Genomic DNA, 14,741 nt, shown 5'->3' with positions numbered 1-14,741 from the left:
CGGCAGCAGTCCCTTAATTTGGAGTCTGACCGTGTTGATTTCTTCTGCTTTTGCCCAAACCGCTCCTGCCGCTGCTGCAGGCAATGACCTGATGTCTTCTTTGCAAGGCATGTTGCCTTTGGTGTTGATGTTCGTGGTGTTGTATTTCGTGATGATTCGCCCACAAATGAAACGTCAAAAAGAACACAAAGCCATGATCGAAGCCATCGCCAAAGGCGACGAAATCGCCACGTCGGGCGGCTTGCTCGGCAAGGTGACTGCTTTGGCCGACGCCACTGTGACCATCGAAATCTCTGCGGGCGTGGAAGTGCAACTGCAACGCCAAGCCGTGGTGCAAGTGCTGCCCAAGGGCTCTATCTAAGACGACGAAGCGATCATGAACCGTTACCCCATTTGGAAGTACGCGATCATCGTGATCGCTTTGTTGGTCGGCAGTCTCTACACTCTGCCTAATTTTTTTGGTGAAGCGCCTGCGGTGCAAGTGTCAGCAGCCAAGCCCTCCGTCAAGGTTGATTTGGCGGTGCAAGACCGTGTGCAGGCTGCTTTGGCCGCTGCCAACCTTGTGCCCGATGTGGTGACCTTGGACAACGGCTCGCTCAAGGTGCGTTTTGACAGCACCGACAAACAGATCAAAGCCAAGGACGCCATCCAGCAAGCCTTGGTGCCCGATGCCAACGACGCCTCGTATGTTGTGGCGCTCAATTTGTTGGCCCGCTCACCCGCGTGGCTGACTAGCTTGGGCGCATCGCCCATGTATTTGGGTTTGGACTTGCGTGGGGGCGTGCACTTTATGTTGCAAGTCGACATGCCTGCGGCGCTGACTAAAAAGGCCGAGTCTTTGGCCGGTGACATTCGCACGGGTTTGCGCGAAAAGAACGTGCGCCATAGCGGCATCAGCCGCAACAACCAAACCATCGAAATTCGTTTCCGCGACATGGCCACGTTGGAGGCCGCGCAACGCTTGATTCAAGACCAGTTTGCAGATCTGCAAACCACCAGTGCTCCGGATGGCGCCGACTTCAAGCTCACCGCGGTCATCAACCCCGTGGCGGCCAAGCGCGTGCAAGAGCAAGCCATTAAGCAAAACATCACCACCTTGCACAACCGTATTAACGAGTTGGGCGTGGCCGAGCCCGTGATTCAGCAGCAAGGCACCGACCGCATCGTGGTGCAACTGCCTGGCGTGCAAGACACCGCCAAGGCCAAAGACATTCTGGGCCGCACAGCCACCTTGGAAATCCGCATGGTGGACGACAGCGCCGAAGCACGCGCTGCAGAGTTTGGCAACGGTCCTGTGCCCTTTGGCACAGAGCGCTTTTTGGAGCGTAGCGGCCAAGCGGTGATTGTGAAAAAGCAAGTTATCTTGACCGGCGAAAACCTGACCGACGCGCAGCCTGGCTTTGACACCCAAAACCAAGAAGCAGCCGTTCACCTGACCCTCGACGCCAAAGGCGCTCGCATTTTCAAAGACGTCACGCGTGAAAGCGTGGGCAAGCGTATGGCCATCTTGCTGTTTGAAAAAGGCAAGGGCGAAGTGGTGACTGCGCCTGTGATTCGTAGCGAAATCGGCGGTGGCCGCGTGCAAATTTCCGGCCGCATGAGCACCGTGGAAGCCAACGACACTGCGTTGTTGTTGCGCGCGGGCTCGCTCGCTGCGCCGATGGAAATTATTGAAGAACGCACCATTGGCCCTAGCCTCGGCGCTGAAAACATTGCCAAAGGTTTTGACTCGGTCACTTGGGGCTTTGTGGCGGTGACGGGTTTCATGTGCATTTATTACATGCTGTTTGGCGTGTTCTCTAGCGTGGCCTTGGCCGTGAACTTGTTGCTCTTGGTGGCTGTGCTCTCCATGTTGCAAGCCACGCTTACCTTGCCTGGCATGGCTGCGATGGCCTTGGTGTTGGGTATGGCGATTGACGCCAACGTGCTGATCAACGAACGCGTGCGCGAAGAGTTGCGCAACGGCGCATCCGCTCAGTCTGCCATTCACGCGGGCTATGACCGCGCTTGGGCCACCATCCTCGACTCCAACGTCACCACCCTGATTGCGGGCTTGGCCTTGTTGGCCTTTGGCTCCGGCCCGGTGCGCGGCTTTGCCGTGGTGCACTGCCTGGGTATTTTGACCAGCATGTTCTCTGCGGTGTTCTTCTCCCGTGGCTTGGTCAACGTTTGGTATGGCCGCCAAAAGAAATTACAAAGCGTGTCCATTGGCACTGTTTGGCGCGCTTAAAAGGAATACAACGTGGAATTTTTTAAGATCCGTAAAGACATCCCGTTCATGAAGAACGCGGTGGCGTTTAACGCCATTTCGTTCATCACGTTTTTGGCCGCGGTGTTCTTCTTGTTTAGCCGTGGGTTGCACCTGTCGGTCGAGTTCACGGGTGGCACGCTGATGGAGGTCAGCTACAGCCAACCCGCCGACCTCAATGCCGTGCGCGACCAAATCGCCAAGCTGGGCTTCACCGATGTGCAAGTGCAAAACTTTGGCACAGCCCGCGATGTGATGATTCGTATGCCAGCGGTCAAAGGTCAAAGCTCAGCGCAGCAAAGCGAACAAGTGCTGACCGCACTTAAGACGACGGACGCCAATGTGCAACTGCGCCGCACCGAGTTTGTGGGCCCGCAAGTGGGCGACGAATTGGCGGTGGACGGGCTCAAGGCCCTGGCCTTTGTGGTCATCGGCATCATGATTTATCTGGCCATGCGCTTCGAGTGGAAGTTTGCCGTGGCCGCCATCGTTGCTAACTTGCATGATGTGATCATCATCTTGGGCTTCTTCGCCTATTTTCAGTGGGAGTTCTCGCTGCCTGTGTTGGCCGCAGTGCTCGCAGTGTTGGGCTATTCAGTCAACGAATCGGTGGTGATCTTTGACCGAATCCGTGAAAACTTTCGTCGCTACCGCAAGATGGACACGGTGGAAATCATCGACAACGCTATTACCTCCACCATCAGTCGCACCATCATCACACACGGTTGCACGCAGCTGATGGTGTTGTCCATGTTGCTGTTTGGTGGTGCCACGCTGCACTACTTTGCGCTGGCGCTGACCATCGGTATTTTGTTTGGCATTTACTCATCCGTGTTCGTGGCGGCGGCCATTGCGATGTGGTTGGGTATTCGCCGTGAAGACTTGATCAAACACACCACCAAGGTGGCGGGTGATCCAGATGACGAAAACTCAGGCGCGGTGGTTTAAGGCCCCACGTTTCACAAGGAAAAAGCCGGTTTGCGAACCGGCTTTTTTACGTCTGCGTGACAGCGTTTGTCGAAGGTGGTGCTTGATTTGTCCTGCAGGTGACTACAAAACGGGTTTACCCCTTTGCGCCAAAGCCGATCGATGCTTAGCATGCGCGTCCTAGACAGACGAACTCTCATCGAAGGCTACAGGTTTGACACGCAACGACTTCATCTTAGAAACCAAGCAGCTGACGCGCGAATTCAAAGGCTTCATTGCCGTTGATGGCGTGAACTTGCAAGTTAAACGCGGCTCCATCCATGCTTTGATTGGCCCCAACGGTGCTGGAAAAACCACCGTGTTCAATTTGCTCACCAAGTTTTTACCGGTGAGCTCGGGTCAGATTTTTTACAACGGCCAAGATATCACCGCACTCAAAGCCGCCGAGGTGGCGCGCATGGGCATGGTGCGTTCGTTTCAAATCTCGGCGGTTTTTCCGCACTTGAGCGTGTTGGAAAACGTGCGCATCGGCTTGCAACGCAAGCTTGGAACAAGCTTTCACTTTTGGAAATCTGAGAACAGCCTGAGCAGCCTGAACGAGCAGGCCATGCACTTGCTTGAGCAAGTGGACTTGGGCGGCTTTGCACAAACACAAACCGTTGAGCTGCCTTATGGTCGAAAGCGTGCGCTTGAGATTGCCACCACTTTGGCGTTGGACCCCGAACTGATGCTTTTGGACGAGCCCACCCAGGGCATGGGTCATGAAGACGTGGGCCGTGTGGTGGACTTGATTCGCAAAGTCTCAGCCAACCGCACGGTGCTGATGGTGGAGCACAACATGAACGTGGTGTCCGATTTGTCCGACACCATCACGGTGCTGGCGCGGGGCTCTGTGTTGGCTGAAGGTCCTTACGCCCAAGTGTCCAAAGACCCGCTCGTGCTTGAGGCCTACGTGGGCACCACCGAGGAGGCCGCATGAGCACGCCCCTCTTGAAGGTTGCCAATCTTGACTCTTGGTACGGTGAGTCGCACATTCTGCATGGCGTGAATTTTGAAATTCACGAGGGCGAGTTGGTCACCTTGCTAGGCCGAAACGGCGCAGGCCGCTCGACCACCATCAAATCCATCTTGGGGTTGACGGGGCGTCGCACGGGTTCGGTGCAGATTGATGGCATCGAGACCATCGGTATGCAAACCAACCAAATTGCGCGCTTGGGCTTGGGCTATTGCCCAGAAGAGCGCGGTATTTTTTCCACGCTGAGTTGCGAAGAAAACCTCATGCTGCCCCCCAAGGTGGGGCCGGGCGGCATGTCGGTGGAAGAGATTTACGAGATGTTCCCCAACCTCAAAGAGCGTCGCAACAGCCAAGGCACGCGCTTGTCGGGCGGGGAGCAACAGATGTTGGCGATGGCGCGCATCTTGCGCACAGGCGCACGCATTTTGCTGTTGGATGAGATCACCGAAGGCTTGGCGCCCGTGATTGTGCAAACACTGGGCCGCGTGATTCGTCAGCTGAAGGCCAAGGGCCTGACCATTATTTTGGTCGAACAAAACTTCCGATTCGCAGCGCCCTTGGCGGATCGGCACTACGTGATGGAGCATGGTCAGATCGTGGCCACGGTTCACAAGAATGAGCTCGATAACAAAGCACAAATGCTGAACGAGTATCTGGGCGTTTAAGCCCTTTTTCAACTGGAGCAAACTATGAAGCGTACTTTCGTGACCTCAGCCATCGCAGCCGCGACGGCCGTCTTTTTGGCAGGTGTATCCACCGGCGCCATGGCCCAGGGCAAACTGTCTGGCGATACCGTGAAGATTGGTGTGTTGACCGACATGTCCGGCTTGTATGCCGACTACGGTGGCCCGGGTGCTGTGGCCGCCGCCAAGATGGCGGTAAAAGACTTTGGCGGCAAGATGTTTGGCAAGCCAATTGAAGTGGTCAACGCCGATCACCAAAACAAGCCCGACGTTGCCAAGAACGTCACCCAACAATGGTTTGACCGCGACGGCGTGGACATGACCGTGGAAAACTTGAACTCCTCTGTGGCCCTAGCTGTGCAAGCTTTGGGCAAAGAGAAAAACAAAATCACCATCGTCACTGGCGCGGCCTCGGCTCGTATGACGAACGAAGACTGCGCTCCTGGCACAGGCATTCATTACTTGATGGACACCATTGCCCTGAGCAACGTGGTGGGCAAAGCCATTGTGAAAGACGGCGGCGACAGCTGGTACTTCTTGACGGCTGATTACGCCTTCGGTCACTCGCTCGAAAAAGACACCAGCGAAGTGGTGAAGGCCTCAGGCGGCACGGTGCGTGGCGCTGTGCGCCACCCTCTGTCGACCGGTGACTTCTCGTCCTTCTTGTTGCAAGCTCAAAGCTCGGGTGCCAAAGTGGTGGGCCTGGCCAACGCCGGTGGCGACACGGTGAACAGCATCAAGGCAGCCGCTGAATTTGGTTTGACCAAAAAGCAAAGCTTGGCCGCTTTGTTGATGTTGATTACCGATGTGCACGCGATTGGTTTGAACACGGCACAAGGCTTGTACTTGACCGAAGGCTGGTATTGGGACTTGAACCCCGAGACACGCGCTTGGTCTCAAAAGTACGAGGCTGAGATGAAGAAAAAGCCAAACTCTAACCACGCCTCCGTGTACTCATCCACCATGCATTACCTGAAGGCTGTACAAGCTGCGGGTACGGACGACACAGCCGCTGTGATGAAAAAGATGCAAGACACCCCCATCAACGACATGTTTGCCAAGAACGGCAAGCTGCGTCCTGATGGCCGCATGGTGCACGACATGTATTTGTTCCAAGTTAAGTCGCCTGCTGAATCCAAAGGTGCTTGGGACTACTACAACTTGAAGGGCACCATCAAGGGCGACGATGCCTTCCAGTCGCTGGCCCTTAGCCGTTGCGCTGCTTTGAAGAAGTAAGCCGCGTCATTGACTGAACCGACGGGCCGCATGGTGCGGCCCGTCATATTGCATCGAACTGTATGACTGAAATTTTTGGCGTGCCGATACAAGCCTTGATGGGGCAACTCATGCTCGGCTTGGTGAACGGGTCTTTTTATGCCATCTTGTCGCTGGGGCTGGCCGTGATTTTTGGCATGCTCAACATCGTCAACTTTGCACATGGCGCCCTCTACATGGTGGGCGCTTTCTTTGCTTGGATGCTGCTGAACTATGCAGGCATTAATTACTGGATGGCTTTGGTCATTGCCCCCATCGGCGTGGCTTTGATTGGCGTGCTGATTGAGAAAACCATGTTGCGCTGGTTGCAGCAACTCGACCACTTGTATGGCCTGTTGCTCACCTTTGGTTTGGCGCTGATTTTGGAAGGCATCTTCCGCGAGTTTTATGGCTCATCCGGCTTGCCCTATGAGCTGCCGCAATTGTTCCGTGGTGTGTTTGACTTGGGCTTCATGATGCTGCCTAAGTACCGCGTGTGGGTCATTGTGGTGTCCATTGTGTTGTGCTTCTTCACGTGGTTTGTGATAGAGAAAACCAAGCTCGGCGCTTATCTGCGCGCGGGCACTGAAAACCCCAATATGGTGAAAGCCTTTGGCATCAACGTGCCTTTGATGGTCACGCTCACCTACGCATTTGGCGTGGGTTTGGCGGGCTTGGCCGGCGTCATGGCTGCACCCATTTATCAAGTGAGCCCACTCATGGGCTCCAACATCATCATCGTGGTGTTTGCAGTAGTGGTGATTGGCGGCATGGGCTCTATCTTGGGCTCGATCGTCACCGGTTTGGCTTTGGGCCTGATTGAAGGCTTGGCCAAAGTGTTTTTTGCAGAAGTGTCGTCCACGGTGGTGTTTATCATCATGGCGATTGTGTTGTTGATCCGGCCAGCAGGCTTGTTCGGGCGGGAGAAGTGATGGGCAAACGTTTGATTTACGGCGCGCTGTTGCTCGCCCTCTTGGTAGCGCCCTTTGTGGGCTACCCCATGTTTTTGATGAAGGTGCTTTGCTTTGCTTTGTTTGCCTGCGCCTTTAATTTGTTGATTGGCTTTACAGGCTTGCTGTCGTTTGGCCACGCCATGTTTTTTGGCTTTGCTGCTTATGTGTCGGGCCATGCCGCCAAGGTGTGGGGCTTGACGCCTGAGTTGGCGGTGTTGGCGGGCACCTTGTCTGCCGCCTGCATTGGCTTGTTCACGGGCTGGTTGGCGGTGCGTCGACAAGGTATTTACTTTGCGATGGTCACCTTGGCTTTGGCGCAAATGATTTATTTCATCTGCGTGCAGTCACCGTTCACCTATGCAGAAGACGGCATTCAAAGCATCCCACGTGGCAAGCTGTTTGGCTTGTTCGACATGAGCAACGACACCACCATGTATTACTTGGTGCTGGCCATCTTTGTGGGGGCTTTTGCCTTGATTTATCGCGTGGTGCATTCGCCGTTTGGTCAAGTGTTGAAATCTATTCGTGAGAACGAGCAACGCGCTTTGTCCTTGGGCTACAACGTGGACCACTACAAACTGCTGGCGTTTGTGCTGTCAGCCACGCTCGCTGGTTTGGCGGGTGCCACCAAAGCTATTGCGTTTGGTTTGGCCACACTCACCGATGTGGGCTGGCAAATGTCAGGCGAAGTGGTGTTGATGACCCTGCTAGGCGGCATGGGCACTTTGATTGGCCCAGCGGTCGGTGCTGCTGTCATCATTGCGATGCAAAATTACTTGGCCAGCTTGGGCTCGTGGGTCACCATCATCATGGGCTGCACGTTTGTGGTCTGTGTGTTGGTGTTTCGCCGCGGGATCGTGGGGGAAATTGAGCACCGTTTGGGCGGCAAAGACTAAGCTTCGCTTTACTACAAGGCGTTCAGTGCGCGACGCGGTCTGCGTCGTCGCACAACTCATCCAAAATCAAGGCGTCCGGCTCTAGGCCAATGCTCCAGTACACCATGAGGACGATGATTTTTAGGTCGTCTAAATGAATCGGGTTGCCGGGGATGGCCATGGCGCGGTCCATTACGATTTCGCGCATGTGGGGCGACAGCACATCGGCAGAAGCAAGGAAGTTGATGAAGCCCAAGCAAGCACTACCCAAGTGGTCTTGCTCGGCCACCGAATACACGCGCATGCTTTGGGCTGACTCGGTGTGCTGCTCGCGCTTGGCTTGGCTGATGTCGATCAGCTCTGTTTTGTGAGACGCCAAATTCAGCTCGTCCAGCCAGGACAAAGCTTGTTGGATGTCTTCTAATTCAAAACCAGCAGCGCTGAGTTTGCGGCCTAGCTGCCCAAGCTCAGGACACGCATCGCCTCGCCAATAGTTTTCATAAACGAACACGAGCACTTCAAACATGGGTTCAATATACATGTTTTTTGTGTCGCAATTTGTCACAAATATGGGTGTTGTCCCTTAATCACGCCACCGCCAAACGCTGAAACAAACCGCCAGGCAAACGCCCCAAGGCCCCGTCTAGCTCAAGCGAGAGCAACTGTGCTTGCAGCGTTGCGGTGTCAAGGCCACATCGGGCTTGCAGTGCGTCCAAGCTGACAGGGGCAAAGCCCATGTGGGTGAGCAGGGGGTGTTCATCGCTGGGCGACCCCGCATCTTCATCACCCTCTAGCGCATCGGCAAACAAATTGACTTGTTGTTGCGGCGCAAGTTGCAGCTCTTCCAATACGTCTTGGGCGTTCTCTACCAGCTTGGCCCCTTGACGGATCAGCGCATGGCAGCCGTGCGATTGCGTGGCGTGGATAGAGCCCGGAATGGCCAGCACCTCGTGGTTTAAATCTAGCGCCATCTTGGCGGTGATGAGCGAGCCTGACTTCAAGGCGGCTTCCACCACCAAGGTGCCCAGGCCCAAAGCCGCGATGATGCGGTTGCGTTTGGGGAAGTGATGCGCCAGGGGTGCCGTGCCCAAGTGGTATTCGCTGATCAGCAACCCGTGCAACGCGATTTGGCCCGCCAGTGTTTGGTGCTGACGCGGGTACACGCGGTCTAGCCCTGTGCCCACCACGGCTACGGTATGCCAATGCAGACGGTTGGCCGTTGCGTTGGCGCCGCCCCGTAACGCCCCCTTGTGCGCCGCACCGTCCACACCCAGCGCCAGGCCTGACACCACGCACAAGCCGGATGAGCAAAGCGCTTCACCAAACTGCTCGGCCGTTTGTGCACCCTGCGGGGTGGGGTTGCGGCTGCCGACGATGGCCACCGCGTTGCCCAGCGTGCGCGTCGTTTGCCCGGCCACATAAATCATCAGTGGCGGGTCGGTCAGCTGCAGCAGTTCGGGCGGGTAGTGAGGGTCGCCCAATGTCCAAAGGGCATGGCTGTGTGTGTCGGGTTGGTGCATCAGCCACTGGTGGGTGCGTATGCAATGCACAGCCAGCTCGTTGGGCACATTCAGCAGGGCTTGCGCTTGTTCAGGCGTGGCCACCTGGCGCAGTGCGGCTTCGGTTTGTTCAAACACCGCTTGCGGGCTGCCAAAGCAGGCCAGCAGCCTGCGCGCTGCGTCGTTGCCCACGCCGTTGGTCAAGCTCAGCCGCAACCAAGCGCGTAATTCGTTTTTGTCCATGTGCCTCTCCAGTGGAATGTGAAATCTATTGTCAGAACAGGTGTCGGAAATAGGCGCGACCAAAGATAGAAAACTTCAAAAGCGGGGACAATATTGTTATGCCCAAGTTAGACATCCTTCGATTCCCCGATCCCAAACTCAACACCGTCGCCAAGCCCGTCAAAGAGATTGACGCGCGCATCAAGGCCCTGATCGCCGACATGCTGGAAACCATGTACGACGCCAATGGCATCGGCCTAGCTGCCACGCAAGTGGACGTGCATGAGCGCTTGGTGGTGATGGACACCTCAGAAAAGCGTAACGAGCCAACCGTGCTTGTTAACCCAGAAATCATTTGGATGGGCGATGCGCGCGTCAAAGGCGAAGAAGGCTGTTTGTCGGTGCCCGGTATTTACGATGGCGTTGAACGTGCGACACACGTCAAGGTCAAAGCGCTGGATGAGCATGGCAAAGAATGCACCCTAGAGGCCGAAGGCTTGTTGGCCGTGTGCATCCAACACGAGATGGACCACCTGCTAGGCAAGGTGTTTGTGGAATACCTCTCGCCTTTGAAGCGCACCCGCATCAAAACCAAATTGCTCAAAGCCTTGCGCGACGATGAATAAATGAGTCAACCGCTTCGCGTCATCTTTGCGGGCACGCCAGAATTTGCGGCCGAGGCCTTGGCTCAAATTTTGGCGGCAGGTCACACCGTGCCTTTGGTGCTGACCCAGCCGGACCGACCCGCGGGTCGCGGCATGAAGCTGCAAGCCTCGGCCGTCAAGCAATTGGCTATGCAACACAACATCTCCGTGGCTCAGCCGTTGAGTCTTCGTCTTGACGGCAAATACCCAGACGACGCAGCGGTTGCACAAGCCGCCATTGCTGAGGCTATTTCGAAACATCAGGCCGATGTGATGGTGGTGGCGGCCTACGGCCTCATCTTGCCGCAGTGGGCGCTGGACGCGCCGCGCTTGGGCTGCTTGAATATTCATGCTTCGCTGCTGCCACGCTGGCGGGGCGCTGCACCCATTCACCGCGCCATCGAGGCGGGGGATGCGCAAACGGGTGTGGTCATCATGCAAATGGACGCGGGTCTCGACACCGGTGACATGCTGCTGACCGACGTGCTGGACATTGCCGCAGACGACACCACCGCCAGCCTGCACGACCGCTTGGCCGACATGGGTGGCGTCTTGGTGGTGCGTGCTTTGGCTGATGCACAGACGGGCAAATTGCATCCCGTCAAACAACCTGAGTCCGGTATTACTTACGCCCACAAAATTGAAAAAGCCGAAGCCGCGGTGGATTGGCGACAGCCCGCTGACGCGATTGGCCGACGTGTGCGTGCGTTCAACCCATTCCCCGCTGCCTCGGCGAAAATGGGCGCTGACGTCATCAAACTGTGGCGTGCCACGGCAGAAAAAACCGCACACAACAAAGCAGCCGGCACAGTGATCAGCGCCGATGAACACGGCGTGCGCGTGGCCTGCGGGCAAGGTGTGTTGTGCCTGACCGAGCTGCAACGCGCAGGGGGCAAGCGCCTGAGCGCAGCAGATTTTTTGCGCGGCTTTTCGCTCACAGCTGGCCAGTGTTTTGAGCCGCACAGCGCTCAAAAATAAACTGAAAAACTGACGCATGTTTTGGCAACGCAAGCTCTACCAACACCCTGAGTTCAATCTCGGGGCGCGAGACCTCGCACCTCAAGCCTTTGGGCAAATTGCGTGGGCGCTGATGACGGGCGTGGCCTTGGTCAAGTCGGGCATGAGCGTGTTTGAGTCGGTCTTCATGACGCTGCTGGTGTATGCCGGTAGCTCGCAGTTGGCGGCAACGCCGCTCATCGTGGCGGGTGCGCCCGCTTGGGTGGTGCTGGCCGCGGGCTTTTGTGTCAACTTACGCTTTGTGGTGTTTAGCCTGCACATGCGCGGCTACCTCATGCACCTGCCTCGGTTGCCGCGCATTGCGGCGGGCTACTTCATCACGGATCCTGTGTATGTGTTGTTTACCCGCCGCTTTGCACATCCTGCCGACACCAAAGAAAACCGACTCACGCAAGAAGCCTATTTGGCTGGTTTGAGTTTTGCCAATTGGGGCAGCTGGATGTCGTGCAGCTTGTTGGGCATTGCTTTGGCCAACGCCATACCTACCTCGTGGGGCTTGGGCTTTGCGGGCATTTTGTGTTTGCTGGGCATTCAGTGCTCGTTGGCCAGCTCGCGCTTGCGCGTGTTATCGGCCATCGTCGCGGGCATGGTGGCGGTGCTGGCTTATGACTTGCCTTTGAGGCTCAACATCGTGGTGGCCATCCTCATGGCGGTGTTCGCGTGCTTGATGGTGGAGCAACTCAAGGCCTTGAAAGAGAGGGCTGCATGAACAGCACCGACTTGAACGTGACCGATGCTTGGACCCTCTGGGTCATTGTGGGCTTGGCCGTCATCACAGCGGTCACGCGCAGCTTTTTCTTCCTCAGCAACAGCGAGTGGCACTTGCCCCACTGGGCGCAACGCGGTTTGCAATACGCGCCCATCGCCGCTTTGTCAGCCGTGGTCGTGCCTGAAATTATGATGAGCCAAGGCGAGCTGATTGCCACTTGGCAAGACGCCCGCATCTATGCAGCAGCGGTGGGGGTGGCGGTGTACTTCTTCAAGCACGATGTGCTGCTGACCATCGTGTTGGGCATGGGCGTGTATTTACCCTTGCACTTGGCGCTGGGCTGGTAAGGCACGCGCTCCGCGTGGTTTAACCGCGCACAAACAAGGTCACTAGCTCGGCAGGCCCCACTTGGCGGCTCCAGTGGCCGTGCACTTGGGCGTTAAACGTGGCGCCTGCGGGCAACACATCGGCCGAGTAAAAATGCTCGCCCGGGCCAAAGACGCGAGACGTGCCGTCTTGCAAAAAGATTTCCATCTGACCTTCCAACACAAACAACCACTGCGGGTTGTCGGTGCAATGAAAGTCGCTGCGAAACCCCACAGGGCTGCGGCGCAGCTGCATGCCGCCACTGGCCATGAGTGGTGACAAACGAGCTTGCGGTTTGCCTTCGGAGAGTTCGATCGTTTCCTCGCGGAAACGTGCGAAGCCGTCGGTGTCGGTGAAGAGGATGACTTTGTTGAATGTGCTCATGTACAAGACTGTAACAAGAGCCACAGATTACGCTTCATGCACGTTCAGCATACATTTTTTGTATCAAGTCTGCGTATTTATCGATCACAAGCTTTCGCTTGAGCTTCATTGTCGGGGTGACCTCTTCGTCCTCTGGACTTAGTTTCTTACTGAGCAAAAAAAACTTTTTGATTTGCTCAACGCGCGCAAATTTTTGATTCACCTGATCGACTTCCAATTGAATGAGTTTCGTGATCTCTTGCGCTTGGGTCAGGCTTTCGTAGTTGGTGAAACCAATGTCGTGCGACTGGGCATATTGTTCGACGTTGTCATGGTCGACCATGATGATGGCCGTGAGATAGGGCAACCGGTCACCCACAATGACGGCATCCGTGATGTAGGGCGAGGCCTTCAACTCGTTTTCAAGTTCGCTGGGCGTGATGTTTTTTCCGCCAGCCGTGATGATGATGTCTTTCATGCGATCCGTGATGGCAAAGAAACCGTTTGCATCCACTGTTCCCACATCGCCTGTGTGCATCCAGCCTTCTGCGTCGAACATCTCTTTGGTTTTATCTGGCAAGTTGAGATAGCCAGAGAAAATATTTTGACCTTTGATGAGAATTTCACCCGTTTCAGAATCCAGCTTCATTTCGTTGTGCGGGGCTGGGACGCCAATCGAGCCCAGCTTGATGAAACCAAGGTTATTCGCAGATGAGCCACCGCATGTTTCGGTCATGCCCCAAATCTCGAACATGGGCACGCCTAACGCAAAAAACCATCGCAAAATTTTCGGCGAGATAGGCGCTGCACCACTTAACAAAAACCGCGCTTGGTCAATGCCAAGTGATTTTCGAACATTCGCCAAAACTAACCAATGCGCTAAGCGATATGCCAGACGTTGGTGGAGATCAATGGACTGCCCGGCTAAGAACTGGTCTGCAATTTTGCTCCCAAGGTCAATGGCCCAATGGAAGAGGGCCTGTTCAAATCTTGTCGACTCTTTGAGAGACAAATAAACGCCGGACTGAAACTTTTCCCACACGCGTGGAACGGCAAGAATGATGGTGGGTGAAATTTCTCGAATATTTTCAGGAACAGTTTCAGGGTTTTCAACAAAATTAATTTTTGTACCCGTGTACATGCACACGAACGCACCACCCACCCGCTCGGCGATATGACAGAGCGGTAAAAAGCACATGCGTTCATCTTGCGGTGTTTGCGCAATGATTTGTGCGTGACCACGAATTGCATAGACCAAGCCTGAATGATGGTGCATGGCACCTTTGGGTTTACCGGTGGTGCCAGATGTATAGACCAGTATTGCCAAGTGCTCAGGCGATGAGGCGTTTTTGAGTGCGTCAAGACCAAAAGGGTTGCCCGCCAAAGCCGTAGCACCAAGGTGGCGCAGCGCCTTGAGTGACAGAACTTGTGGGTGCTCAAAATGGCGCAGACCCTTGTCATCTAGGACAATGATTTTGCTTAGGTTGGGCAGGTCTGGCAGGACCTCGAGCACCTTATCAAGTTGTTCTTCGTCTTCCACAAATAAAAACCGACTTTGGCTATCGCTCAGAATGTATTGCACCTGTGACACGGCATCCGTTGGATAAATACCCGCCGACGCACCCCCTAGACTAAGAATCGCAAAATCTGCCCATACCCACTCAGCCCGAGTGTTAGACAAAATTGAAACTCGATCTTGAGCCCGCATGCCTAGCACGTGCAAGCCCATGGCTATTTCTTTGACAATCTCTCCGGTTTCGTGCCAAGTCCAGGCGCGCCAAATGCCCAGCTCTTTTTGACGTAACCAAATATCATTTTTTCGTAACGCGACTGCATTCCAAAACAAGGCCTGAACTGTGTCGCCCGCCAAAGGCGCAGCAGCATTTTTCTCTGCGCGAGCAAATTCAGCTTCAATTTGCCAAAGGTAACGCATCAGAGATCTCCCGTTTTAGATAAGTCGTCATGA

The 14,741-nt window shown here is 55.4% G+C and carries 16 protein-coding genes; 12 read left to right on the top strand and 4 right to left on the bottom strand.

The genetic code is table 11. The annotated features are described in order from the left end of the window. Positions 1–31 precede the first annotated feature (31 nt). From yajC to ABWP81_RS03110, 8 genes are all read left to right on the top strand, one after another. Positions 32–361 (top strand): preprotein translocase subunit YajC, encoded by a 330-nt coding sequence (yajC, locus tag ABWP81_RS03145; RefSeq protein ID WP_353133778.1) that lies wholly within the window; start codon positions 32–34, stop codon positions 359–361. A 15-nt stretch (positions 362–376) separates the two neighbouring features. Next, on the top strand, positions 377–2,230 hold the full coding sequence (gene secD / locus ABWP81_RS03140) for a protein translocase subunit SecD (RefSeq protein WP_353133781.1): 1,854 nt from the start codon (positions 377–379) through the stop codon (positions 2,228–2,230). Between the two features lie 12 nt (positions 2,231–2,242). Then, positions 2,243–3,196 carry a protein translocase subunit SecF gene (gene secF, locus ABWP81_RS03135; RefSeq protein WP_353139300.1) on the top strand — a complete coding sequence of 318 codons (954 nt, stop codon included), beginning with the start codon at positions 2,243–2,245 and terminating at the stop codon, positions 3,194–3,196. A 193-nt stretch (positions 3,197–3,389) separates the two neighbouring features. Next, on the top strand, positions 3,390–4,154 hold the full coding sequence (locus ABWP81_RS03130) for an ABC transporter ATP-binding protein (RefSeq protein WP_353139297.1): 765 nt from the start codon (positions 3,390–3,392) through the stop codon (positions 4,152–4,154). Further along, positions 4,151–4,855 (top strand): ABC transporter ATP-binding protein, encoded by a 705-nt coding sequence (locus ABWP81_RS03125; RefSeq protein WP_353133790.1) that lies wholly within the window; start codon positions 4,151–4,153, stop codon positions 4,853–4,855. The genes ABWP81_RS03130 and ABWP81_RS03125 overlap by 4 nt, the downstream gene beginning before the upstream one ends. Positions 4,856–4,879: 24 nt before the next feature. Continuing rightward, entirely contained in the window at positions 4,880–6,109 is a 1,230-nt protein-coding gene (locus tag ABWP81_RS03120) for an ABC transporter substrate-binding protein (RefSeq protein ID WP_353139294.1), read from the top strand. A 62-nt stretch (positions 6,110–6,171) separates the two neighbouring features. Next, positions 6,172–7,059 carry a branched-chain amino acid ABC transporter permease gene (locus tag ABWP81_RS03115; RefSeq protein ID WP_353139291.1) on the top strand — a complete coding sequence of 296 codons (888 nt, stop codon included), beginning with the start codon at positions 6,172–6,174 and terminating at the stop codon, positions 7,057–7,059. Further along, positions 7,059–7,976: a branched-chain amino acid ABC transporter permease gene (locus ABWP81_RS03110; protein WP_353133799.1), complete on the top strand. Its 918-nt coding sequence runs from the start codon at positions 7,059–7,061 to the stop codon at positions 7,974–7,976. Before ABWP81_RS03115 ends, ABWP81_RS03110 begins: the two co-directional genes overlap by 1 nt. Positions 7,977–7,998: 22 nt before the next feature. Here ABWP81_RS03110 and ABWP81_RS03105 read toward each other — a convergent pair whose 3' ends face one another. Further along, the gene (locus tag ABWP81_RS03105; RefSeq protein WP_353139371.1) at positions 7,999–8,481 is read right to left on the bottom strand and encodes a Smg family protein; all 483 of its coding nucleotides are present in this window, start codon (positions 8,479–8,481) and stop codon (positions 7,999–8,001) included. 61 nt (positions 8,482–8,542) lie between these two features. Continuing rightward, positions 8,543–9,697: a DNA-processing protein DprA gene (gene dprA, locus ABWP81_RS03100; RefSeq protein ID WP_353139288.1), complete on the bottom strand. Its 1,155-nt coding sequence runs from the start codon at positions 9,695–9,697 to the stop codon at positions 8,543–8,545. A 98-nt stretch (positions 9,698–9,795) separates the two neighbouring features. On the opposite strand from dprA, the gene def reads away from it, so the two are divergent. From def to ABWP81_RS03080, 4 genes are read left to right on the top strand one after another with little or no spacing between them, the layout of a single operon-like run. Further along, on the top strand, positions 9,796–10,302 hold the full coding sequence (gene def / locus ABWP81_RS03095; protein WP_353139285.1) for a peptide deformylase: 507 nt from the start codon (positions 9,796–9,798) through the stop codon (positions 10,300–10,302). Further along, complete coding sequence (gene fmt / locus ABWP81_RS03090; RefSeq protein WP_353139282.1) at positions 10,303–11,298, top strand: methionyl-tRNA formyltransferase; 996 nt, start codon at positions 10,303–10,305, stop codon at positions 11,296–11,298. A gap of 16 nt (positions 11,299–11,314) precedes the next feature. After that, on the top strand, positions 11,315–12,046 hold the full coding sequence (locus ABWP81_RS03085; protein ID WP_353139279.1) for an AzlC family ABC transporter permease: 732 nt from the start codon (positions 11,315–11,317) through the stop codon (positions 12,044–12,046). Continuing rightward, on the top strand, positions 12,043–12,393 hold the full coding sequence (locus tag ABWP81_RS03080) for an AzlD domain-containing protein (protein WP_353139276.1): 351 nt from the start codon (positions 12,043–12,045) through the stop codon (positions 12,391–12,393). Before ABWP81_RS03085 ends, ABWP81_RS03080 begins: the two co-directional genes overlap by 4 nt. Before the next feature lie 19 nt (positions 12,394–12,412). Here the strand turns inward: ABWP81_RS03080 and ABWP81_RS03075 are convergent, their stop codons facing one another. Together ABWP81_RS03075 and ABWP81_RS03070 are read right to left on the bottom strand one after the other, a co-directional pair. Beyond that, positions 12,413–12,796 carry a cupin domain-containing protein gene (locus tag ABWP81_RS03075; RefSeq protein WP_353139273.1) on the bottom strand — a complete coding sequence of 128 codons (384 nt, stop codon included), beginning with the start codon at positions 12,794–12,796 and terminating at the stop codon, positions 12,413–12,415. 34 nt (positions 12,797–12,830) lie between these two features. Beyond that, positions 12,831–14,708 carry an AMP-dependent synthetase/ligase gene (locus tag ABWP81_RS03070; protein WP_353139270.1) on the bottom strand — a complete coding sequence of 626 codons (1,878 nt, stop codon included), beginning with the start codon at positions 14,706–14,708 and terminating at the stop codon, positions 12,831–12,833. Positions 14,709–14,741 lie beyond the last annotated feature (33 nt).

Source organism: Limnohabitans sp., assembly GCF_040401135.1.
GTDB lineage: Bacteria > Pseudomonadota > Gammaproteobacteria > Burkholderiales > Burkholderiaceae_C > Limnohabitans.
The sequence above is the reverse complement of the archived record's forward strand: the minus strand, read 5'-3'. Positions and strand labels throughout refer to the sequence as shown.